This is a genomic window from Micromonospora luteifusca, assembly GCF_016907275.1.
Classification (GTDB): Bacteria; Actinomycetota; Actinomycetes; order Mycobacteriales; family Micromonosporaceae; genus Micromonospora; species Micromonospora luteifusca.
Map to the genome: position 1 here is coordinate 6,350,225 of NZ_JAFBBP010000001.1, position 22,981 is coordinate 6,373,205.

Below are 22,981 nucleotides of genomic sequence, written 5' to 3' on the forward strand. Positions count from 1 at the left end.
CCACCGTGATCCCCTCTGGGAGGCGTCATGACCCGTCCCCGCCTGCCCCGCCTGCGGGCAGCCAGCCGGTTGGCCGCACTCGCTGTGGCCACCGCTGGCGTGCTGCTCACCGTCGCCACGCCCGCCAGCGCCGCTGTGCCCGCCGGCCGATACGTCGCGCTGGGCGACTCGTACGCCGCCGGTCCGCTGATCCCCACCCAGGTCGACCTGAACTGCCTCCGGTCCAACCGCAACTACCCGTCGCTGGTGGCCACGTCCGCCGGCTCGTCCTCCTTCGCCGACGTGAGCTGTTCCGGCGCCACCACGGACGACATCCTCTACGGTGGCAGCGGCCAGTTGGGCATCACGGTGCCACCGCAGCTCAGCGCCGTCACGTCGAACACCGCGCTGGTGACGGTGCAGATCGGCGGCAACGACATCGGCTTCTCCGGCATCATCGGCGACTGTGCGGAGGCGAGCCTCAGCAGCCCGCTCGGTTCGCCGTGCAAGAACCGTTACACCGCCGGCGGCGTCGACCAGTTGCAGGCGAGGATCGTCGCCGCCACGCCGAAGGTGACCGCCGTGCTGCAGGCGGTCCGCCAGGCCGCGCCGAGCGCGCGGGTGGTGGTACTCGGGTACCCGGCGATCCTTCCGGACACCGGTTACGGCTGCTGGCCGGTCGTGCCGATCGCCTACCAGGACGTGCCGTACCTGCGCGGCATCGAGAAGTCGCTCAACGCGATGCTGGCCAGCACGGCGACCGCGAACGGCGCCACCTACGCCGACGTCTACACCCCGTCGATCGGCCGCGACGCCTGCAAGAGCAGCGGCACCCGGTGGGTCGAGGGACTGGTGCCACAGAACTCCGCCGCCCCGTTCCACCCGAACGCCCGCGGTGAGCAGGGCATGGCAACCGCCCTGCTCACCAGACTGAACAGCTGACCGAGCCGCAATCGGTCGAGCCGGCGCCGTCGAGCAGCGGCGGGGCCGGCCATCGGTGGCTCGTCGCCTGTGCGGTGCTTGAGATCGGCGAGTCCGGGGTACCGAAAGCTTTATGCCGAGTGTGGGGCAAGTCATCGGAAACCGTTACCGCCTGGTCGAGAGCATCGCCAGCGGCGGTATGGGTGATGTGTGGCGGGCGGTTGACGAGACCCTGGACCGCTGCGTGGCGGTGAAGATGCTGCAAGCCCGGCTGGTCAGCGACGCCGGCTTCTCCGAGCGGTTCCGCCGCGAGGCGCGCGCGATGGCGGCCCTGCGTCACCCGGGGGTCGCCCAGGTCTACGACTACGGCGAGGTGTCCCGCTCCGGTGAGCCGGTCCTCGCCTACATCGTGATGGAGTGTGCGCAGGGACAACCCTTGTCGGAGCGGATCGCCGAGGTCGGCCGGCTGGACGCGGCCGAGACGATGTCGATCGCCGCGCAGACCGCTCGCGCCCTGCAGGCCGCCCATGACGCCGGCGTCGTCCACCGTGACGTCAAACCCAACAATCTGATCATCGAGCCCGACGGGCACGTCGTACTCGTTGATTTCGGGGTTGCCGTGACGCAGGAGGCGGCGAGCCTGACCGGGACGAACCAGGTCGTCGGCACCGCCCTCTACATGGCACCCGAGCAGGTCTCGAAGAACGAGACCTCACCGGCGATCGACATCTACGCGCTGGGTGCCGTCGTCTACCACTGCCTCGCCGGCGAACCCCCGCACCAGGGCGAGAACGCTGTCGCGGTGGCGCTACGGCACCTCGAAGAGGAGCCGCCGCCGCTGCCCGAGGACGTCCCGGTGGCGGTACGGCGGTTGGTCGCCACCGCGATGGCCAAGGACCCCCTCCACCGCTTCCCGACGGCCGGGGCCATGGCCGCCGCGGCGCAGACACTCGCGGACTCGTCCGACCAGGCCACCGAGGCGACCTCGATCGGGGTAGGAACCGAGCGCATCGCCGTCCGGCGGTCGGCGCTCGGTGGTGCGGCGAGTCGGGCGTCCAGCCCTGGACCCAAGGCGCTCGCGGTGCTTCTCGGATCGTTGGCCGCCGCGGCTGCCGTCCTGGTGTTCGCCGACCCCACCGGGATGATGCCGGGCCAGCCCGTGCGACCCACGGTGCCTCCCGCAGTGCCGCCTGCGGTGCCGCCTGCGGTGTCGACATCGGTGCCGCCGCAGGGAGGCCCTGGCCCGGGCACCGGTGGCGGCGAACCGGCCACGCAGGGTCCTGCGGGCCTGCCGGTTCGAGCGTCCGGATCCCCGACCCCGACGGCAACGCCGCCACCAGGCGAAGGGCCGACAGGGCAGGCCACACCATCGGGGGAGAGCACCGTGGGTGTACCCGGGCCCAGCACCTCCGAGAGCGCCCCTTCGAAACCGACGGAAGCTCCGACGGGCGGATCGACGCCGACCGGGGAGCCGACGGACGAACCAGCGGCCGACCCGACGGAGGAGCCGGCGGAGGATGCGACCGAGGAGCCGGGGGCGGAGGAGTCGGCAGCCGGGGGGACCACGTCAACCGCCCGGGATCCGTCCTGAATGTCGAGGTCGACTGTTCGTAACCACTCGCCATACCCACGTCTGGCGTGGCGGCCGAAGCCGCCACGCCAGACGTGTCGTGCAGGAGTTGGTCGCGCTCAGCCGGTACGGCAGGTGATCGTCGGCCAGTTCCAGTTGCCGTTGGCCATGATCGTCACCCCGAAGTTGTTTCCGTTGCCGTTCGGTCTGGCGGTGACGGTGCCGCTCGTGCCGCTGACGGAGGCGTTCCAGCTGTTCTGGATGCTCTGACCGCCGCCGAGGCCGAGGCTGACCACCCAACTGTTGGTGCCGCTGACCGCGACGTTGAGGTTGAACCGGTCACCCCACTGCTGGCCGGCGGAGATCGTCGCGTTGCAGTTACCGGTCCCTGGGTTGCCGGTGGTGGGTCCGGAGGTCGGGTTGCCGCCACCGCCACCGCCCTCCCGGACGGTGATGTCGGAGCTTCCGGCGCTCTGGTAGCCCTCGGTGGCCATGATCTGGTAGCTGTGGTTGGTGCCGAGGTTCAAGCCGGCGCGGGCCCAGGCGTCGAAGTGGTTGGCGGTGGTGATGGTGCCACTCGAGCGCTTCTGCTGGCGGACGCTCCAGAACTGGTAGAACGTCTGGTTGCCGTCGATCGACGGGGCGTTGACCCGCTGGCTGCGGAGGATGTCGTAGGTGCCGCCGTCAGTGGTGACCGTGCCCATCCGGGTGGCACCGCTGCTCGGGTTGTAGCTGCCGAAGTTCTCCACCACGTAGTACTCGATGAGCGGGTTGCGCGTCCATCCGTACAGGGCGAGGTAGGTGTTGTTGTTACCCGGGTTGTAGGTGCCCGAGTAGCTGACCGTCCGGCGGTTGCCGGTGGCCCAACCCTTGCCGCCGACCCAGTTGTTGGTGCTCCTGTCCCAACTGCTGGAGTAACGGCCGTCGGCACGCAGCGTCATGCTGGCGTTGCCGCTGTCCTTCCAGAACGAGAAGTAGTACCCGTTGTGCGTGCCGGTGGTGCTCGAGCTGACCGTCCGATCGGCCTCGGCGTACGCGTTGGTGGCCGTCATGGTGCCGGCGACGGCCAGGACGGCGGCGCACGCGGCGCCGAGGAACAGCCGCATGCGGCCGCGTCTCCTCGGTCTGGTGGGGGTGTGCTTGTCGATCATGGACGTGTTCCTCCTTGTGGCGGCTGGCGGGGGCCAGCGCGGTGCGGTACGACCCAGCGGGCTGGCGGTGGCCGAATGACGGCCACGGCGTCGTAGCGCGTGGTGGTGGTCGGCCGGTCGTCCTGCACGACGACCGGAGGAGTGGGTCGCGGTGACTGCCATCGACGGTGATAGAGCGCCGTCGATGGCGACCGTATTGACCCGGTGGTCGACTTGTCAACAATTTCCGGAAGCGCTGCGGCATCCACATTCCGGCGGCCGGCCTCGAGCATGGCGGCATCCAACCTGGTCAGTAGTTGATCAGGGTTCAGGGCGGTCACACCGGTGCCTCGCTGGGGGATCGGGGGCCACCAGGCGGGCCGCCGAAACTTCCGAGGACTTTCCGGACCGCCGGAACGCGGTGCGTTCAGGTCGGCGGTAGTACTGGACCAGGCAGAACTCGTGATCCTCCGGGTCGGCCATCACGACAACCACGCCCTCGTCGTAGTCGTGCCGTTCGCCGGTGAACCGGCCACCGAGATCGACGACCAGGGCCATGGCCTCGTGGATCTCCTTCCGCCACGGCGACGCGCGGATCTTCGAAAAACTTGATCCGTTCCAAAATAGTGAGCTAGTGTCCGTCACGTGATGTCCGACTTCGAGGCGCAACTGCGGGCCGCCTCGCTGCGCGTGACACGGCCCCGACTGGCGGTGCTCGCGGCGCTGCGCGACCACCCCCATATCGGCACGGATGCGGTGATCGCGCTGGTACGGGCGGATCATCCCACGGTCTCCCACCAAGCGGTGTACGACGTGCTGCGTGTGCTCACCGACGCTGGTCTGGTGCGGCGCATCCAGCCCGCCGGCGCGACCGCCCGCTACGAGTCCCGGGTCGCCGACAATCACCACCATGTCGTGTGCCGCTCCTGCGGCGTGATCGCCGACGTCGACTGCGCCGTCGGCCACGCTCCCTGTCTCACCGCCTCGATCGACCACGGGTTCGTGATCGACGAGGCGGAGGTCGTCTATTGGGGCACCTGTCCCGACTGTGCGACCGACCGCACGCCCCAGAGATCCGCAAGCTCGGAAGGAAACAAATGAGCGACACCCAGGACAACGGCCCCACCAGTGCGCAGGGCGTGGACGAGAAGGCAGCCGCCGGTTGCCCGGTCGCGCACGACTCGGTGACCGCGCACGGCAGCGAGAGCGAGAACCCGGCGATCGACTCGCCGACCCCGAAGACCGGCGGTCGTCCGCGCACCAACCGGGACTGGTGGCCCAACCAGCTCGACCTCTCGGTGTTGCACGCCCACTCCTCCAAGGGCAACCCCCTGGGGGAGAACTTCAGCTACGCCAAGGAGTTCGCGAAGCTCGACGTCGACGCCCTCAAGCGCGACATCGTCGAGGTGCTCACCACCTCGCAGGACTGGTGGCCGGCGGACTTCGGCCACTACGGCGGTCTGATGATCCGGATGAGTTGGCACGCCTCGGGCACCTATCGCATCCAGGACGGCCGGGGCGGGGCCGGCGACGGCGGTCAGCGGTTCGCGCCGCTCAACAGCTGGCCCGACAACGCGAACCTCGACAAGGCCCGGCGACTGCTGTGGCCCGTCAAGCAGAAGTACGGCCAGCAGATCTCGTGGGCCGACCTGCTCGTGCTCGCCGGCAACGTCGCGTTGGAGTCGATGGGCTTCAAGACCTTCGGCTTCGGCTTCGGCCGCGAGGACGTGTGGGAGCCCGAGGAGATCTTCTGGGGTCCGGAGGACACCTGGCTCGGTGACGAGCGCTACGTCTCCGAGGCGCAGATGGCCGAGGGCGTCGGCTCGACCGAGATGGGGCTCATCTACGTCAACCCCGAGGGGCCTCGCGGCAGCGCGGACTTCCGGGCGGCGGCGCACTTCATCCGCGAGACCTTCGCTCGCATGGCGATGAACGACGAGGAGACCGTCGCCCTCATCGCGGGCGGCCACACCTTCGGCAAGGCCCACGGCGCTGCCGTGGCCGACAACCACGTGGGCGCGGAGCCCGAGGGTGCCCCGCTGGAGTCGCAGGGCCTCGGCTGGCTGAGCACCCACGCCAGCGGCAAGGGCGCTGACACGATCACCAGTGGCCTCGAGGTGACGTGGACCGACCAGCCGACGCAGTGGAGCAACCGCTTCTTCGAGATCCTCTTCGGCTACGAGTGGGAGCTGACCCGGAGCCCCGGCGGCGCCAAGCAGTGGGTCGCCAAGGACGCCGAGGCGATCATCCCGGACGCCTTCGACCCGGAGAAGAAGCACAAGCCGACGATGCTCACGACGGACCTGTCGCTGCGCTTCGACCCGACCTACGAGAAGATCTCGCGCCGCTTCCTGGAGAACCCGGACGAGTTCGCCCTGGCCTTCGCGAAGGCCTGGTACAAGCTGCTGCACCGCGACATGGGCCCGGTCAGCCGTTACCTCGGACCGTGGGTCGCCGAGCCCCAGCTGTGGCAGGACCCGGTGCCGGCCGCCAGCGGCGCACTCGTTGGTGACGCCGACGTTGCCGCCCTCAAGGCGAAGGTCCTCGACTCCGGCCTCACGACCGCTCAGCTGGTCTCCACCGCCTGGGCCTCCGCCGCGAGCTTCCGGTCCACGGACAAGCGCGGTGGCGCCAACGGTGCCCGGATCCGTCTCGAACCCCAGCGCAGCTGGGAGGTCAACCAGCCCGAGCAGCTCGCGACCGTCCTGGACACGCTCGAGGGCATCCAGCGGGAGTTCAACGCCGCGGGCGGCGCGACGATCTCGCTCGCCGACCTGATCGTGCTGGCCGGCTCGGCCGCCGTCGAGAAGGCGGCGCGCGACGCCGGCGTCGAGGTGACCGTGCCGTTCCGGGCGGGCCGCACCGACGCCACCGCGGAGCAGACCGACACGGATTCCTTCCGGGTCCTCGAGCCACGCGCGGACGGGTTCCGCAACTACCTGCGTGCCGGCGAGAAGACCCAGCCGGAGGTGTTGCTCCTCGACCGTGCCTACATGCTCAACCTGACCGCACCCGAGATGACCGTCCTCGTCGGCGGTCTGCGCACGCTCGGCGCCAACACCGGCGGCACCCAGCACGGCGTTCTCACCGACCGGCCCGGCGTGCTCACCAACGACTTCTTCGCCAACCTGCTCTCCCCGGGCACCCGGTGGAGCGCATCGAAGTCCGACGAGCACGTGTACGAGATCCGCGACCTGGCCACCGACGAGGTGAAGTGGACCGCCACCGCGGTCGACCTCATCTTCGGCTCCAACTCGCAGCTGCGAGCCCTCGCGGAGGTCTACGCCAGCCAGGACGCTCGCGACAAGTTCGTGACCGACTTCGTGGCGGCCTGGAGCAAGGTCATGGAGCTCGACCGGTTCGATCTCGCCTGACAGGTTCCGATCGACGAGCCCCGGTCATCCACCGCGATGATCGGGGCTCGTCGCCGTGCGTGGTTGTTCACCAAGTGTCGGGTTTGCCGACGGTGATGCTGCTCGCACTGGCCCAACGGCACGGTGGAATCTGGGTGCCACGCGCTGAATCAGGTACCGTCGCGTGTCACAAAGTCTTTGCACCACTGGCTTCCTGCGTCGGGGAGCCGAACCGGAGGGACACACCCGTGAGGTTCCAAAGCGCCGTCCGCCAGGCCGGTCTCGTCGTGGCGGTCGCCGCCCTCGCGGTGACCGCGGGATGTGCCAAGAAGGACGACAGCGAGGTCCAGGCGAGTGGGGTCAAGCTGGTCGAGGCGGGCAAGCTGACGGTCTGCACCCACCTGCCGTACCCGCCGTTCCAGTCCAAGGACACCAGCGGCAAGGTGACCGGCTTCGACGTCGAGATCATGGACCTGGTGGCCAAGGACCTGGGCGTCCAGCAGACGATCATCGACACCCCCTTCGAGGGGATCAAGTCCGGCCAGGACCTGAACACCGGCAAGTGCGACGCGGCGGCCGCCGGCATGACGATCACCGAGGAACGGCAGAAGGTAATGAACTTCTCCGATCCGTACTTCGACGCCACCCAGGCGATGCTGGTGAAGACCGGTAAGCCGTACAAGTCGCTCGACGACCTCAGGGGCAAGAAGGTGGGCGTGCAGGCGGCCACCACGGGCCGTGACTACGCCAAGAAGTTCGAGAAGGAGAAGGGCCTGCAGATCGTCGAGTTCGAGGATCTCGCCGCCGAGCAGCAGGCCCTTTCCAACGGCCAGGTCGAGGCCGCCATCAACGACCTGCCGGTCTGGACCGAGTACCTCAAGTCGAACCCGGGCGGGTTTCAGGTGTCCGCTGAGTTCGACACCGGCGAGCAGTACGGCTTCTCGGTCAAGAAGGACGGCAACCCGGAACTGCTCAAGAAGATCAACGAGGCGCTGGCCAAGGCCAAGCAGGACGGCACGTACGACACGATCTACGAGAAGTGGATCGGCAAGCGGCCGAGCGCGTGATCGAGGCTCACAGCAGGAGGGCGCGCGTCTCGCGCGCCCTCTTCGTCGGTAATCTCCGGGAAGGCAACGAGCGAACGTGAAGCTGCGACGCCGCCAGCGGGAGCGGCTGTCCCTCGGGCTCCAGTACCTGGTCTTCATCGCCATCATCGCCACGGTGCTGTTCGCCGCGGACTGGGACAGGTTGAAGGACGCGTTCTTCCGCGTCGACATCATCAAGTCGATGTTTCCGACGATCATCACCGTCGCGCTGCGCAACACCGTCCTCTACACGCTTGGCGCGTTCGCCTTCGGCCTCGTGTTCGGCACCATCCTCGCGTTGATGAAGCTGTCCCGGGTGGCGCCGTACCGCTGGGTGGCGACGGGGTACATCGAGTTGTTCCGGGGCCTGCCCGCGCTGCTGGTGCTGTTCCTCGTCGGGTACGGCATCCCCATCGCCTTTCCGGAGCGGGAGATTCCGGGCGGTGTGTTCGGTTCGATCGCGATCGGTCTCGGGTTGACTGCCGCCGCCTACATGGCGGAGACCATCCGGGCTGGCATCCAGGCTGTCCCCAAGGGGCAGATGGAGGCGGCCCGTACCCTCGGCATGTCGCACTTCACCGCGATGCGCACGATTGTGATCCCCCAGGCGTTCCGGATCGTGATCCCGCCGTTGACGAACGAACTGATCCTGCTCACCAAGGACTCGTCGCTGGCCTACGTGCTGGGCGTGACGGCGCAGACCATCGAGATCACCAAGTTCGGTCGGGACATGCTGAACGACCGGGTGAACGCCACGCCGCTGCTGGTGGCCGGCCTCGCCTACCTGATCATCACCCTGCCCCTGTCCCAGGTGGTACGACGCCTCGAACTCCGCTACGCCAAGGCTCGGTGACCCGCATGACGACCGCCCAATCCCGCCCTCCGTCGAGATCCGCGACCTGCACAAGTCCTTCGGGGCGCTCGAGGTGCTCAAGGGCATCGACTTCGAGGTCGGCCAGGGCGAGGTGGTCTGTGTCATCGGCCCGTCCGGGTCCGGTAAGTCGACGCTGCTGCGCTGCGTCGACCTGCTGGAGGAGCCGACGGCCGGCAAGATCTGGGTCAACGGGGTCGAGATGACCGATCCGGACGTCGAGATCGACGCGGCGCGCCGCGGTATCGGCATGGTCTTCCAGTCGTTCAACCTGTTTCCGCACCTGACCGTCCTGAACAACCTCACCATCGCCCAGCGTCGGGTGCTCCGGCGCAGCCGCGCCGAGGCCGAGCGCATCGCACGGGTCAACCTGGAGCGCGTCGGGTTGACCGACAAGGCCGACGCGTTCCCGGCGCAGCTCTCCGGTGGGCAGCAGCAGCGGGCGGCGATCGCCCGGTCGCTGTCGATGGAGCCGAAGCTGATGCTCTTCGACGAGCCGACCTCCGCGCTCGACCCGGAACTGGTCGGTGACGTGCTCACGGTCATGCGCAAGCTGGCCGAGGACGGCATGACGATGATGGTCGTGACCCACGAGATGGCGTTCGCCCGCGACGTCGCCGACCGGGTCGTGTTCATGGATGGTGGCGTGGTGGTCGAGCAGGGGCCGCCGCAGGAGGTGCTCGGCGCGCCGAAGCACGAACGGACCCGCGCGTTCCTGTCGCGGGTCCTCGACCCGACCCATGTCGCGCAGCTCGGTCAGCCCGAGCAGTCGCCCGAGCCGCCGGAGGCCACCGGTCTGCCGGTCGACGACCGCCACAACCTCTGACCAACCCATCCCGTACGTCGGTCCGCCGGGCTGCCTCAGCAATGAGGCAGCCCGGCGTCGTTTCTGCGTCCGCCCGCTGATCGTCGAGGCCGATGAGCGGTCCGCCGGTGGCCGAGTCGGCCCGGATGCCGGGCTCGTGACCTGCGTGTCAGGTTCATGTCAATCGAAGTACGTCGTGATGTCAAGGTAATCTTCTTGCAATCAGACCTGGACTTTCGTCGATGGATTACATAAGTTGCTGATATCCATCGAAAGTTCTGAGTCTTCCGAGCAGAGTCCGCGACGAGCCTCACCTCAGTCGTGCTGCCGCCGCCTGTGCTCGGCGGTCGATGCACCCTGCCCTCGTCGTGTCTTCGCCCGGTTGGGAACGGAGACCCATGGACGATCACGCCGTTGGCTCCCACCGCCACCTGTCCCGCCGATCACTGATCGCCACCGGGGCGCTCGCCGCCGGAGCGCTGGGCGCGTCCGCCCCGACGATCGGCACCGCGTTCGGAGGCAGCCCCGCACAGGCCGCCGCCGGCGTCACGAAGAAGGTCACCATCTACGCCGAGCAGTTGCCCGACGGCCTGTTCGGTTATGGTCTGGCACCCGGCCAGGCGACCGTGCCGGGGCCGATTCTGGAGATCTACGAGGGTGACACCCTGGAGATCACCCTGGTCAACACCACCAACCAGCGGCTGTCCATCCATCCGCACGGGGTGGACTACAGCACCGAGTCGGACGGCAGCCCGTTGAACGCCTCGTTCAACAATCCGGGCGAGACGCGGACGTACGTCTGGCGCTCGCGGGAGATGTTCGCCGCAGCCGGCCGGCGGTTCATGCCGGGCAGCGCCGGCTACTGGCACTACCACGATCACGCCATGGGCACCGACCACGGCACCGCCGGGGTGGCAAAGGGGCTGTACGGCGCGCTGATCGTCCGCCGCCGCGGCGACATCCTGCCGGAGAAGCAGTTCACTGTCGTGTTCCACGACATGACGATCAACAACCGGATGGCACCGGAAACGCCCATGTTCGAGGCGAACCTGGGCCAGCGGGTGGAGTGGATCGCCATCGGGCACGGCAACCTGTTCCACACCTTCCACCTGCACGCGCACCGCTGGGCGGACAACCGCACCGGAATGCTGGAGGGGTTGAGCGACCCGAGCCTGGTGATCGACAACAAGGACCTCAACCCGGGCAGCTCGTTCGGGTTCCAGGTGCTGGCCGGGGAGGGCGTCGGGCCCGGCGCGTGGATGTACCACTGCCACGTGCAGAACCACTCCGATGGCGGTATGGCGGGGATCTTCCTGGTGCGCAACGCCGACGGCAGCATGCCGCCGGGCGCCGAGGAGGCGATCCACCGGTTCCAGGGCCACACCCACACGCACGGAAGCTGACCGAACCGAAAGTAGGGACGGGATGACCAGAAAATCACGACGAGCACTCGCCGCGATAGCGGCCTTCGCGGCGCTGATCCCGGCAACGACGGCAGCAGCCGCGCCGGGAACCGCAGCCGCACCACGAACGGCGGCGGCCGCCGCGCAGCCGCAGAAGACCGCTGTCCTGGTGTTCCACGGCCCGGTGGCCGAGCAACAGGACCCGGTTTCGCGCGCGGTGGACACCATCAAGCAGCTTGGTGCCGCTCATGACATCGATGTCACGGCCACCACCGACCCGGCTGTCTTCACCACGGCCGGGCTGTCGGCGTACCGCAGCGTGGTCTTTCTCTCCGCGACGGGCGCCGCGCTCAACCGCGACCAGGAGTCGGCGCTGCAGAGCTACATGAAGGCCGGCGGCGGCTTCGTCGGCATCGCCGACGCCGCCCGTGCCCAGGTCGATTCGGCCTGGTTCACCGGCCTGATCGGCACCCGCCCGGCGGGCGCCATCCCGGTCGCCGAGCCGGTGGCCCGGGTGACCGCCAGCGGCGAGAACCCGCCGAACGAGACCAAGGAGAAGCTGACCGACGGCGACGCCAACACCAAGTGGCTCGTGCGCACCCCGACGGCCTGGGTGGCGTACGAGCTGAGCGCACCCAAACGAATCACCGGGTACGCGTTGACGTCGGCCAACGACTCCTCCGGCCGTGACCCGAAGGACTGGACCCTGCAGGGCTCCACGGACGGCCAGAACTGGACCGATCTGGACCGACGCACCGGCCAGGTCTTCCCCGACCGGTTCCAGACCCGCCGGTTCGACCTCGCCACCCCGCAGGAGTTTCCGCGCTACCGGCTGAACATCACCGCCAACAGCGGGGAACCGCTGGTCCAACTCGCCGACCTGCGCCTGTTCACCGGCAGCACGACCGCGCCGGAGCCGCCCGCGGTCAACCGCGCGGTGGTGGACATCCTGGACCGGAACCACCCGGCCACGGCGTCGCTGCCGATGACCATCACCCGGTCCGATCGCTGGGAGAACTGGGACCCGAACCCGATCGGCACCGTGCACACGCTCGCCCAGGTCGAGGAACGGCACTACAACCCGGGAGCGGCCGCGAACGGCGCGTTCCACCCGGTGTCCTGGTGCCGGGACTACGACGGCGGCCGGTCGTTCTACACCGGTATGGGCCACACCGAGGGCAGCTACGGCGAGGAGGCGTTCCGCACGCACCTTACCGGCGCCCTCAACTGGACCACCGGCCGCGTACGCGGCGACTGCCAGGCCACGATCGCCTCGAACTACAAGGTGGAGCGGCTCACCGCGGCCAACCAGACCGGGCAGTTGGACCAGATGGGCGAGCCGCACGGCCTCACCATCGCGCCGGACGGCACGGTCTTCTACGTCGGTAAGGCGGCCTGCCCGAGCGGCCCGATCGCCGACTGGAACGACCCGAACGTCGGCCTGGGCTGCGGCACCATCCACTCCTGGGACCCGCGGACCAAGCAGGTCAAACTGCTCACCACCCTTGAGGTGATGGGCAACCGGGGCAGCGGCTCCGAGCTGGTGAAGAACGAGGAGGGCCTGCTCGGCATCGTGCCCGACCCCGCGTTCGCCGAGAACGGCTGGCTCTACGTCTACTGGATGCCGCACGAATCGGTCGACCGGGTGAAGCGGGTCGGGCAGCGCACCGTCTCGCGGTTCACCTACGACCGCCAGGCGCAGACCATCGACCAGGCCACCCGCAAGGACCTGCTGCAGTTCCCGGTGCAGGTGCACAGCTGCTGCCATGCCGGCGGCGGCATGGCGTTCGACGCCAAGGGCAACCTCTACGTCGGCTCCGGCGACAACAACTCCTCGGAAGGGTCGCAGGGCTACTCCGGCAACAACTGGACCCAGGAGTACCAGGGGATCTCGTTCCAGGACGCCCGCCGCACGTCGGGCAACACCAACGACCTCGCCGGAAAGATCATCCGGATCCACCCGGAGGCGGACGGCACGTACACCATCCCGGAGGGCAACCTGTTCCCACCGGGCACCGAGAAGACCCGGCCGGAGATCTACGTGATGGGCGTACGCAACATCGCCCGCCTGCAGATCGACCCGGTGCACCAGTGGCTGACCGCCGGCTGGGTCGGCCCGGACGCCGCATCGCCCAGCCCCACCCTGGGCCCGGCCAAGTACGAGACCGCCACCATCATCACCTCGGCCGGTAACCACGGCTGGCCGTACTGCATGGGCAACCGGCAGCCGTACCGCGATCGCAGCAGTACCGACGCGACAGTGCTCACCGGTTGGTACGACTGCGACAACCTGAAGAACGAGTCTCCCCGCAACACCGGTCTGGTGGACATCCCGGCGGCCCGGGACAACATGATCTGGTACTCGCCGGACGGCGGCGGCCCGGTGTTCCCCAAGCGGACCGACGGCAGCGGCCTCCCGACGTACGTCGCGGCCGACGCCACCTACACGCAGCCGTACCTGCGGGGCGGCGGGCAGGCCATCATGTCCGGCCCGACGTACCACCGCGAGCTCGTCGACACGAACAGTGGTGTGGCCTGGCCGGAGCACTGGGACGGCAAGTGGTTCATCGGCGACCAGTCGAACGCCAACAACCGGGTCGCGGTCACCGTCGATCCGGCCGGTGTGCCGCAGGCCGCCCCGCCGGTGTACGCCGAGTCGCTGCGGGCCATCATCCCGGGCGGCAACGGTGACACCCGGCTGCAGAGCTGGATGGACGCCAAGTTCGGCCCGGACGGCGCGCTCTACCTGCTGGACTACGGCGGCGGGTTCTTCAGCCTGCACCCCAACCAGAAGTTGATCCGGGTCACCTACACCGGCGGTGCGCCCACCCCGGCGCCGGCCGCGACGTCGGTCGCCGTGCAGAACAAGCCGTTGACCATCGCCTTCAACGGCTCCCGTTCCGGCGGCGTCAGCCACCGGTGGGAGTTCGGCGACGGCGCCACGTCGACCGAGGCGAACCCCCGGCACACGTACGCCAAGGTCGGCACCTACACGACGAAGCTGACCGTCACGTACGCCGACGGTGAGACCGTGACGGTGCAGAGCACGGTCACGGTGGGCTGCGCGGTGCCGGACGCCCGACAGAACGTGTGGCTCGGCGACACCGACACCGGGGTGCCCAGTCGTACGGTCGGGCAGGGCTGCACCATCAACGACCTGATCGACGACGAGAGCACCTGGGCCGACCACAACGGATTCGTCCGGCACGTGAGCGCCCTGACCCGCGCGTTGCAGGACGACGGGCTGCTCAATGCCCGCGAATCCGGCACGCTGACCCGCCTGGCCGCCGCATCCGAGATCGGCCGGGACGGACACACCGGGTACGAACCCCTCTTCGACGGCACCCCCGAGTCGCTGCTCGGCTGGCAGCAGGCGCCGTCGGGATCGTTCAGCATCCAGCCGGACGGGGCGCTGCGCTCCAGCGGTGGCCTGGGCATGCTCTGGCACACCAAGGAGTTCGGCGACTTCTCGGTGCGGCTCCAGTTCAAGGACATCGCGCCGGGCACGAATCGGGCCAACACCGGCGTCTTCACCCGATTCCCGGACCCGCGGATCCCGCTGGAGCAGCGGCCCGAGGGCAGCTGCGGCACGATCGGATCGGCCCGGACGTCGCAAGCCTGGGTGGCGATCTTCTGCGGACACGAGATCCAGATCTACGACGGCGAGACCGGTGAGCCGCAGAAGACCGGTTCGGTCTACAACTTCGACTCCGTGCCCCTCGCCCAGGCCGGCGTGACTCCGAAGAACCAGTGGAACGACTACGAGATCCGCGTCGTCGGGCAGCACTACACGATGATCCGCAACGGTGTGGTGATCAACGAGTTCGACAACACGCCGGGCAAACAGTCCTCCCGTGCCGGCGATCCACCGACCGACCTGCGGCAGTTCCTCCGCGGCTTCATCGGCCTACAGAACCACGGTGACAACGACCTGACCGAGTTCCGCAACGTCCGCGTGCGGGAACTCTAGGAGAGACGATGACCCGACGACTCACGGCTGCGCTGGCGGCGCTCCTGCTCACGGTGATCCCGTGGACCGCGACGCCCGCCTCCGCCGCCCCGCGCGTCGCGGAACAGGTGTTGACCTGGACCGCCGACGACAGCATCACCCGCTACAAGTCCGCACCCGCCCAGGCGGTGGCCGGCGCCACCACCATCATCTGGGAGAACAGCGCGGCCACCGGCAACACCACCGGGATGCCGCACACGCTGACCTTCGACACCTCCACCGAGGGATACAACCACGACGTCACGATCAACATCCTGGCCAGCCCGTTCGACGCCAACGACGGCCGCCACCAGGCGACCGTCAACCTGACCCCGGGCCGGTACCGCTACTTCTGCTCGATCCCCGGCCACAGCTCGATGGTCGGTGAGCTGGTGGTCACCGACGGCGGTGGAGGCGGCGACACCACGCCGCCGACGGTCGCCGGCGCAGTGGCCGGTGAGCGCGACCAGGACGGCAACTACCTCGCCGCGGCCACGGTGACCGTCACGGCCACCGACGCCGACTCCGGTATCGAGACCATCGAGTACCAGGTCGACGACACCAGCTTCCAGCCATACACGCAGCCGGTAGAGGTGACCGCGGTCGGCGACCACTCGGTGCAGTTCCGCGCCACCGACCAGGCCGGTAACACCAGTGCCGTCGGCTCGGTGTCGTTCCGGATCGTCGAGCCGGGGGAGGAGGACACCACCGCGCCGGTGGCGACGGCGACCCTGGCCGGCGACCGTGACGGCGACGGCAACTACATCGGTACGGCCACCGCCACGCTGGCCGCCACCGATACCGGCTCCGGCGTCGCCACCATCGAGTACTCGCTGGACGGGGCCGCCTTCACCGCGTACACGAACCCAATCGTCGTGAACGCGGCCGGGATGCACATGCTGCACTACCGGGCGACCGACGTCGCCGGGAACACGTCGGCCGAGCAGATGGAACACTTCACCGTCGTTCCGCCGGCGGCCGAGGACACCACGCCACCCGCGGCGTCCGCGACGGTCACCGGCGAGCGCGACAGCGACGGCGCGTACGTCGGCGGTGCGACAGTCACCGTCACCGCGACCGACGCCGACTCGGGTGTGGCGTCGATCGAGTACGCGCTCGACAGTGGTGGCTGGACCGCGTACGGCGGCCCGGTCTCCGTCCGGACCGTCGGCGCCCACACCCTGCGGTACCGGGCGACCGACACCGCGGGCAACGTCTCCACCGAGCAGTCGACGACGTTCACGGTGGTGGCCGACGGCACCGACGGCTGCGCCGACTCGGACACCCGGGCCACGGTGATCATCGACGGCGACGACACCGGCGTGGCCAACGTCGACACCGGCGACGGCTGCACCATCAACGATCTGATCGACGAACACGCCGACTACCCCGGCCACGCCGATTTCGTCCGGCACGTCGAGGCGGTCACCGCCGTGCTCGTGACCGGCGGCACACTCAACCGGCGGCAGCAGGGCGCCATCGTCCGGGCCGCGGCCCGATCGGACGTCGGCGCATGAGTCCTCGAATCTCATCGACAGGGAGTACAACGATGCCCGGACGTACCGTCGTCAAGCTCGCCACCGTGAGCGCCTTCGTCGCCGCCTCAGTGTTGGCGGTGGCGCCCACCGCGCACGCCGACCTGGTCACCCACTGCATCGGCACCGGTGGTGCCGTGACCGTGCCCAACGACCTGTTGGTGCCGGCCGGCCAGTCGTGCGCGCTGACCGGCACCACGATCACCGGCAACGTCACCGTCGCGGCCGGCGGCAACCTGGTGGTTGCCGGTGGCCGGGTCAGCGGCGAGATCCGCGTTGCCGCGGACGGCTACCTCGACGCCACCGAGACGACCATCGGCGGCCAGGTGGTGCTGGCCGCCGGCGGGTACGGCGTCTTCCTCTCCGACGCCCGCAGCGGCAACGTGACGGTGCGGCCGAAGGGCTCCGCGACCATCGACAGCTTCCTGTTCGTGGAGGAGTCGACGATCGTCGGGACCGTCAACGCGGGCGCCGGTGAGGTCCGGCTCGACCGTGGCACCCAGGTGGAACGCAACGTCAGCAGCACCGGCACCTACTACACCGACGTGCACGACTCATTCGTCGACGGCACGCTGTCGGTGCTGAACAGCGCCACCGGCAGTGTGGTGTGCGGCAGCGCGGTCCGTGGCCAGGCCACCTTCGCCGGCAACCTGGGTGGTGTGCAGCTCGGCCCGAACGGCAGCCTCGACAGTTGCGCCTCCGGCGGCTACTGGGGCCGGGACGTCAGCATCACCAGCACCACCGGTGGCGTCAGCGTCGACGACAACATCATCGACGGCCAGTTGACCGTCACGTCCAACGACCCGGCCGCCCAGGTGGCCGCGAACAACCGGATCCGCGGCGGCGTGACCGGTGACCAGGCCGCCGCGACCACCAACCGGGCCGCCCGGATGGCCGCCCCGGACCGGGAGGACGCCGGCGACCAGCGGGCCGAGACCCGTCGTACCTCGGCGGTGCAGGAGGCCACCGAGGCGGGCGCCGCCCGGCTCTAGCTGATCGACGCAACGGTGGCCGGTCACCCGGATCCGAAGGGTGACCGGCCACCGCCGTCGTACCGCGTCGCGGCCCGTGCTTGCGTGTCGGTGCCGGCGTCGGCAGAATCCCCGGTCGTGACGGAAGATCACGAGCCGGCGCACGGGGAAGACGAGACGGTCGTCGAGAACTACGTCGCCGAGTGCCCCATCGACGCGGAGCTGGCCGATCAGCTGATCGGTTTGGCCGACCTGCCGTGGAACGATCCGGACGCCACCAGCCGGGCGATGCGCGCTCTCGGCTGGACCGCCGACGCGGCGCCGACCGATGAAACTCGCTTCGTCACCGCGGCCGGTCACGCCATCTACGGCGACTACTGCCTCTACATGCCCTTCGTCCACTACTACACGGTGGGTGGAGAGCTGTGGCCGGATGACTTCTGGGGCTCGCAGCCCGGCTGGTCGAGCCAGCGCGACGCCGGTCGCCAGGATTTCGAGGCGTGCGTCGACGCCGCGATCGGCCGGTTCACCGAACGGCTCGGCCTCCCGGAGTGGGACGTCCGGACCGAAGGCAGGAACATCTCCATCGGCGGCTACTCCTGGCGGTACGCCGCCTGGCGGCGGGCCGGCAACATCCTTGTCGTCGGCCCGACCCTGGACGGCTACTCCTACTCCCAGGACGAGGAGGCCGTCGTCTACATCGGTCAGTTCGCCGAGGACAGGCCGTTCCCGGACGCCGTCGACTTCCTCAGTCTCATGCGTACGGCGTGATCGTCAACCCGGGGCCGATACACACCGACCCCGGGTTGACGATCACGCTAGAAGTTGCCTGCCGAGTTGCACTTGACGCCTTGGTCGAGGCAGTTGCGCACCCGTGCGGCGAGCGCCTCGTCCTTCCACGCGTTGAAGAAGTCGGCGTGCATGGAGAACGAGGTGGGTCCTGCTCGGGTCCTTCATTGCACCCGGATCGACGCCGACGCCCTCGTGTCCTAGATGAGCAAGCCCTGACCGGGGGGTGCAGCTTCCCAACCCGATAATCCATCGCGCCCGTGGGTGCCTGAGTGCTACGAAGGGAAAGTGCCTGACCTTGATGCCACGTCCCTGGAGACTCCGCGGTTGTTGTTGCGCCGCTGGCACAGCGATGATCTGGACGGGTTCGCCGCAGTCAACGCGCAGCCCGAGGTGATGCGTTACATCCACGACGGCCGCACCCTGGACCGGGCCGGGACCGCGGAGCGTGTAGCCACCTACCAGCGGCACTGGGACGAACAGGGCTTCGGCCTGTACGCGGTGCAGATCAAGGAGACCGGCGAGCTGGCCGGTTTCACCGGACTGGCGGTGCCGACCTTCCTGCCGGAGATCATGCCGGCGGTGGAGATCGGCTGGCGGCTCGGCCGCGCGTACTGGGGCCGGGGCCTGGCCACCGAGGCTGCCCAGGCCGTTGTCGCCCACACTCGTGCCGAGCTCGCTCTGCGGCGGCTGGTCAGCATCCACGTCGTCGGCAACGAGGCGTCCGCGCGGGTGATGGTCAAGCTGGGCATGTCGCTGGAGCGCGAAACCGTGCAGCCGGACACCGGCCGCCGGGTCCGGGTCTACGCGATGGACCTGTAGACAGATCTTCGCGGCCAGGCCCGAGGCCGCCGACACGAAGGGCGGCAAGAAGGGGACGTTCAGCACGAAGGCCAGCCAGAAGGTGGCCGGCGGTGACCGTCGGTCACCTCGATAGGCGGCGGATGCGGTGGTGAGCGGTATACCTCAGAGTCATATTCATACCTCTGAGGTATACCGCTCAACAGCACATCAACGTGGCGGGCAGCCAAAGCGGATGGCGAGGGCCCTTCGCAGCGACCCCAGCCCCGTCTTGAGTTAGGAGTCTTACTCGTCTAGAGGTGCGGTCGGTGCACCGCTTCGTGTTCCGCACCTGGCAGACCGGTGAGGTCAGTGGGCGTGCGGCAGCCCGCTCAACTCCGGCTTGCCGGGCGGGACCAGGGCCGGAACGAGGATGGCTGCCACAGTGGCGGCGATGGCCGTCGCGGTGTAGGCGTCGGTGAATCCGTCGATGGAGGGCGCACTGGTGAGCCCGGCTGCGGCGAGGGTGGAGGCCGTCGCGACGCCGATGGCGCCGCCCAGTTCGTGGAAGGTGTTGAGCACGCCCGAGGCGAGACCCTCCTCTCCGTGGTTGACGTGTGCCAACGCGGACGTGGCGGCGGTGACGAATACCGGGCCGACTCCGGCCGCGGCGATGACTATCCCGGGCAGCAGCCCGGTGTAGACCGTGCCGTCGGCAGAGAGTTGCGTGAGCAGTCCCGTGCCCACGGCGACCAGCGCGAGGCCGATGGCGGCGACCGGCCGTGTGCCGATGCTGGCAATCAGGCGGCCGGCCAGGTGCGCCCCAACCCCGGTGGCCAGTGCGGCGGGCAGGAACAGCAGTCCGGTCTCCAGCGCGCTGAGGTGGCGAAGGTGCTGCAGGTACAGCGAGCCGAGGAAGAACACGGAGATCAGCAGCCCCGATCCGATGAGCATCAGGAAGGCGCCCGCGACCACGGGTCGGCGGGCCAGCATCCCCACGTGCATCAGCGGGTTACGTACTGTCCGTTCGATGACGACGAACACCGCGTACAGCAGGGCTGCGGCAGCCAGCGGCACCAGGGTTGCGGCGCTGCCCCAGCCGGCGTCGCCGGCCGTGACCAGCCCGTAGATGAGCGAGCCGGTGGCGGCGGTGACGGCCAACGCTCCGAGAATATCGATGCGCTGCTTGCCGCGGTGCGCTCGCAGGGTGGCGGGGACGGTCGCCGGGAGGAACGCCAGCACGGCGGCGCCGACCGGCACGTTGACGAAGAAGGCCCATCGCCAGCCGGGACCGGCGGTGAGGACGCCGCCTGCCAGTACCCCGGCGGCGAAACCGATGCCGCCGAGCCCCGCCCACACGCCGAGCGCCTTGTTGCGCTCGCGGCCATGGAAGGTGGCGGTGACGGTCGACAGCGCCGCGGGGGACAGCAGAGCCGCCGCGATGCCCTGTGCGATGCGTCCGCCGATCAGCAGCGTCTCGTTCTGGGCAAATCCGGTGCCCAGCGAGGCGACGGTGAAGACCGCCAGCCCGATGAGCATCATCCGGCGGGCTCCGAAGAGATCGGCGAGCCGTCCGCCGAGCAGCATCAGCCCGCCGAAGAACAGTGTGTAGCTGGTGATGGCCCAGGTGAGCGCGGTGCGGTCCAGTCGCAGGTCGGCGCCGATCTCGGGGAGGGCGACGTTCACCACGGTCACGTCGAGGATCAACATGAACTGGGCCACGCTGATCAGCGCGAGCGCTGCCCAGCGGCGCGGATGTGCCGAGGCCTCAGGCCTCGGTGGGCTATGCAGCGCAGGTGAGGGATGAGGCATCGGGCGTTCCGTTCCTGGTGATTGGAGGGGCACCGCGGCGATCACGGTGTCCGGCCGGACATAAGTCGTACAGGTGTGTTCGGCTTTGAAGATACCCCATGGGGGGTGGGAAGTTGAACAGTGCTGTTCGACTACTTGTATGATCTGGCCATGGCGCGCACCAGAGACCACGGAGACCGAGTGGCCGGGACGCCCAGAAGGGCCGACGCGGAACGCAACATCGCGACGATCATCACCGCCGCCACCGAGTGTTTCGCCCGTGACCCGGATGCCAGCATGACCGCCATCGCCAAGGCGGCCGGTCTGGGCCGGGTCACCCTGTACGCGCATTTCCCGTCCAGGGAGCAACTACTGAGGACGGTGCTCGCCGAGACGATCGCCGAGAGCGCCGGCATCATCGAGGCCGCTTCACCTGACGAAGGGCCGCCGGCCGAGGTGTTCGCCCAGCTGATCCGATCCTGCTGGCCGCTGCTCAGCAGGTTCGGCAGCCTGCACGCCGCCGTGCAGCGTGCCCTGCCCGCCGACGAAGTGCGCCGCCGCCATGACCAGCCGTTGGCCCATGTCGAGCGGCTCGTCGCCCGTGGCCAGGCGGAGGGTGCCTTCCGTACGGACCTGCCGGTCGAGTGGCTGGTCACGACCGTCTACACACTGCTGCACGCGGCCGCCGACGAGGCCGCCGCCGGGCGACTGGCCACAGATTCCGTCGGCGAGATCCTCGAGAAGACCCTGTTGGCCATGCTCAGGCCCGAGTAAGAGCATCTGGGTCGATCCGGCGCCGCCCTCGCAACCCAGATCGTCCAGGTGCACCACGGCATCCACGTGTCTGTCCGCGTCGTGTCGCGTCCGCTACCTGCGGGTTCGGGTCAGATCGGGGCAAGCTCCGGGATGCCGTAGTGCTGGTCGAGGACCTGCATGGCGGCGCCCGCGGCGATGACGTCGGCACCCAAGCTGGACAGGGTCACCTTCGTGGTGAGCCAGTCCGTGCGTCGCGCGTCCGCCTGAACAGCGTCGGCGACTGCCGCCAGATAGGCGTCCGGGTGCCGTAGGAGATCCGCGCCCGCCAGCACCACGTGGGCGAGGTCGAGTGTCTGGAGCAGGTTGACGACGCCCACTGCCACGACCCGTGCGGCGCGTGCGACGTCTCCGGCCGCAGTGGCGTGGTTGTGCACGATCTCCAGACATCCGTGACGGCCGCAGACGCAGCGGGGCCCGTCCAGGTCGACGACCGTGTGGCCGAATTCTCCCGCGTTGGTGTGCGCGCCCCGGTGGGCTGTGCCGCCCAGCCAGAAGCCGCCGCCGATGCCGGACTCGATCATGATGAGAGCCGCGTCGCCGAACGTCGCGCCGTGTCGCCAGGCCTCGGCCGTGATTCCGGCGGTGACGTCCTTGTCGAGGTGGACGGGCAGGCCCAGGTGTTTCTCGGCGATCTCGCGCAGCGGCACGTCGTGCCAGTGGCGTAGACCGTGGGCGCCGCGGACCAGGCCGTGGGCGTGGTCCAGCGGGCCGATCATGCCGATGCCCACGCCGGTGAGTCGGCCCCCGAGGTCGTTGACGCCGGTCATCGCCTTGATGCCGGATGCCAGGGCGTCGAGAAGTTGCTGCGGGGTGAAGTCGCTGGGCAACGGGCTGACCGCCGAGTACTGCACGGTGCCGGCGAGATCGACCAGGACCAGCCGCAGCGTGCGCCGGGCGACGTGGGCGCCGATCGCGTACCGGCTGTGGGGGACGAGTTCGTAGACGACCGCGGGCTTGCCGACGCCGGCGCGGCGGACGCCGGTCGGACGGATCAGGCCGTCGACGGTCAGGCGAGCGATGACCTTGGAGACGGCCTGCGGCGTCAGGCCGGTGGCCTCGACCACGGTCGACCGCTCGAACGTTCCGACGGTACGCCCCACCGCCATGACCAGTGCCTCGTTGTAGCCGCGTAGGAAGTTGACGTCCGCAGTGACGCGAGTCATCTCACCACCCTATTACGCAACGCTGTTGCTA

General features: G+C 69.0%; 18 protein-coding genes. 14 read left to right on the forward strand and 4 right to left on the reverse strand.

Annotated elements, in window-relative coordinates; genetic code table 11:
• Window positions 1-27: 27 nt before the first annotated feature.
• A complete protein-coding gene (locus tag JOD64_RS28650; RefSeq protein WP_204945103.1) occupies window positions 28-921 on the forward strand; it encodes an SGNH/GDSL hydrolase family protein in 894 nt (297 codons plus the stop codon).
• 112 nt (window positions 922-1,033) lie between these two features.
• Window positions 1,034-2,491: a protein kinase domain-containing protein gene (locus JOD64_RS28655; RefSeq protein ID WP_204945104.1), complete on the forward strand. Its 1,458-nt coding sequence runs from the start codon at window positions 1,034-1,036 to the stop codon at window positions 2,489-2,491.
• 98 nt (window positions 2,492-2,589) lie between these two features.
• Here the strand turns inward: JOD64_RS28655 and JOD64_RS28660 are convergent, their stop codons facing one another.
• Together JOD64_RS28660 and JOD64_RS33630 are read right to left on the reverse strand one after the other, a co-directional pair.
• A complete protein-coding gene (locus tag JOD64_RS28660; RefSeq protein WP_239559705.1) occupies window positions 2,590-3,576 on the reverse strand; it encodes a glycoside hydrolase family 11 protein in 987 nt (328 codons plus the stop codon).
• Window positions 3,577-3,921: 345 nt separating this feature from the next.
• Window positions 3,922-4,341, reverse strand: a complete 420-nt coding sequence (locus tag JOD64_RS33630; protein WP_204945106.1) for a VOC family protein — start codon at window positions 4,339-4,341, stop codon at window positions 3,922-3,924.
• Between JOD64_RS33630 and JOD64_RS28670 the strand changes: the two genes are divergently transcribed.
• The 11 genes from JOD64_RS28670 (at window position 4,246) to JOD64_RS28720 (ending at window position 19,222) form a co-directional block, all read left to right on the forward strand.
• Window positions 4,246-4,701, forward strand: coding sequence for a Fur family transcriptional regulator (locus JOD64_RS28670; protein ID WP_307813761.1), 456 nt, complete (start codon window positions 4,246-4,248; stop codon window positions 4,699-4,701). The two genes, JOD64_RS33630 and JOD64_RS28670, sit on opposite strands and share 96 nt — an antisense overlap.
• A complete protein-coding gene (gene katG, locus JOD64_RS28675; protein ID WP_204945108.1) occupies window positions 4,698-6,974 on the forward strand; it encodes a catalase/peroxidase HPI in 2,277 nt (758 codons plus the stop codon). The genes JOD64_RS28670 and katG overlap by 4 nt, the downstream gene beginning before the upstream one ends.
• 227 nt (window positions 6,975-7,201) lie before the next feature.
• Window positions 7,202-8,020, forward strand: coding sequence for a basic amino acid ABC transporter substrate-binding protein (locus JOD64_RS28680; protein ID WP_204945109.1), 819 nt, complete (start codon window positions 7,202-7,204; stop codon window positions 8,018-8,020).
• 76 nt (window positions 8,021-8,096) lie between these two features.
• Window positions 8,097-8,891: an amino acid ABC transporter permease gene (locus JOD64_RS28685; RefSeq protein WP_204945110.1), complete on the forward strand. Its 795-nt coding sequence runs from the start codon at window positions 8,097-8,099 to the stop codon at window positions 8,889-8,891.
• A 73-nt stretch (window positions 8,892-8,964) separates the two neighbouring features.
• Complete coding sequence (locus JOD64_RS28690) at window positions 8,965-9,735, forward strand: amino acid ABC transporter ATP-binding protein (protein ID WP_443673905.1); 771 nt, start codon at window positions 8,965-8,967, stop codon at window positions 9,733-9,735.
• Window positions 9,736-10,112: 377 nt separating this feature from the next.
• Window positions 10,113-11,117, forward strand: coding sequence for a multicopper oxidase domain-containing protein (locus JOD64_RS28695; protein WP_204945111.1), 1,005 nt, complete (start codon window positions 10,113-10,115; stop codon window positions 11,115-11,117).
• Window positions 11,118-11,139: 22 nt separating this feature from the next.
• Entirely contained in the window at window positions 11,140-15,087 is a 3,948-nt protein-coding gene (locus JOD64_RS28700; protein WP_204945112.1) for a ThuA domain-containing protein, read from the forward strand.
• A gap of 8 nt (window positions 15,088-15,095) precedes the next feature.
• On the forward strand, window positions 15,096-16,622 hold the full coding sequence (locus JOD64_RS28705) for an OmpL47-type beta-barrel domain-containing protein (protein WP_204945113.1): 1,527 nt from the start codon (window positions 15,096-15,098) through the stop codon (window positions 16,620-16,622).
• A gap of 32 nt (window positions 16,623-16,654) precedes the next feature.
• Complete coding sequence (locus tag JOD64_RS28710; protein ID WP_204945114.1) at window positions 16,655-17,632, forward strand: hypothetical protein; 978 nt, start codon at window positions 16,655-16,657, stop codon at window positions 17,630-17,632.
• A gap of 117 nt (window positions 17,633-17,749) precedes the next feature.
• The gene (locus JOD64_RS28715; RefSeq protein WP_204945115.1) at window positions 17,750-18,382 is read left to right on the forward strand and encodes a hypothetical protein; all 633 of its coding nucleotides are present in this window, start codon (window positions 17,750-17,752) and stop codon (window positions 18,380-18,382) included.
• Window positions 18,383-18,688: 306 nt separating this feature from the next.
• Window positions 18,689-19,222: a GNAT family N-acetyltransferase gene (locus JOD64_RS28720; protein ID WP_307813763.1), complete on the forward strand. Its 534-nt coding sequence runs from the start codon at window positions 18,689-18,691 to the stop codon at window positions 19,220-19,222.
• Window positions 19,223-19,549: 327 nt separating this feature from the next.
• On the opposite strand, the gene JOD64_RS28725 is transcribed toward JOD64_RS28720, so the two are convergent.
• Entirely contained in the window at window positions 19,550-21,163 is a 1,614-nt protein-coding gene (locus tag JOD64_RS28725) for an MFS transporter (RefSeq protein WP_204945117.1), read from the reverse strand.
• Between JOD64_RS28725 and JOD64_RS28730 the strand changes: the two genes are divergently transcribed.
• Entirely contained in the window at window positions 21,143-21,745 is a 603-nt protein-coding gene (locus JOD64_RS28730) for a TetR/AcrR family transcriptional regulator (RefSeq protein WP_204945118.1), read from the forward strand. The genes JOD64_RS28725 and JOD64_RS28730 overlap by 21 nt on opposite strands.
• 110 nt (window positions 21,746-21,855) lie before the next feature.
• Here the strand turns inward: JOD64_RS28730 and JOD64_RS28735 are convergent, their stop codons facing one another.
• On the reverse strand, window positions 21,856-22,950 hold the full coding sequence (locus JOD64_RS28735; protein ID WP_204945119.1) for an ROK family transcriptional regulator: 1,095 nt from the start codon (window positions 22,948-22,950) through the stop codon (window positions 21,856-21,858).
• Window positions 22,951-22,981 lie beyond the last annotated feature (31 nt).

Coding starts and splice junctions, on each gene's coding strand:
- JOD64_RS28730 (WP_204945118.1), top strand. CDS start 21,143: ATGGCGCGCACCAGAGACCACGGAGACCGAGTGGCCGGGACGCCCAGA.
- JOD64_RS28700 (WP_204945112.1), top strand. CDS start 11,140: ATGACCAGAAAATCACGACGAGCACTCGCCGCGATAGCGGCCTTCGCG.
- JOD64_RS28650 (WP_204945103.1), top strand. CDS start 28: ATGACCCGTCCCCGCCTGCCCCGCCTGCGGGCAGCCAGCCGGTTGGCC.
- JOD64_RS28735 (WP_204945119.1), bottom strand. CDS start 22,950: ATGACTCGCGTCACTGCGGACGTCAACTTCCTACGCGGCTACAACGAG.
- JOD64_RS33630 (WP_204945106.1), bottom strand. CDS start 4,341: ATGGGGGTGGTCGCGCAGCGCCGCGAGCACCGCCAGTCGGGGCCGTGT.
- JOD64_RS28695 (WP_204945111.1), top strand. CDS start 10,113: ATGGACGATCACGCCGTTGGCTCCCACCGCCACCTGTCCCGCCGATCA.
- katG (WP_204945108.1), top strand. CDS start 4,698: ATGAGCGACACCCAGGACAACGGCCCCACCAGTGCGCAGGGCGTGGAC.
- JOD64_RS28710 (WP_204945114.1), top strand. CDS start 16,655: ATGCCCGGACGTACCGTCGTCAAGCTCGCCACCGTGAGCGCCTTCGTC.
- JOD64_RS28705 (WP_204945113.1), top strand. CDS start 15,096: ATGACCCGACGACTCACGGCTGCGCTGGCGGCGCTCCTGCTCACGGTG.
- JOD64_RS28660 (WP_239559705.1), bottom strand. CDS start 3,576: ATGCGGCTGTTCCTCGGCGCCGCGTGCGCCGCCGTCCTGGCCGTCGCC.
- JOD64_RS28655 (WP_204945104.1), top strand. CDS start 1,034: ATGCCGAGTGTGGGGCAAGTCATCGGAAACCGTTACCGCCTGGTCGAG.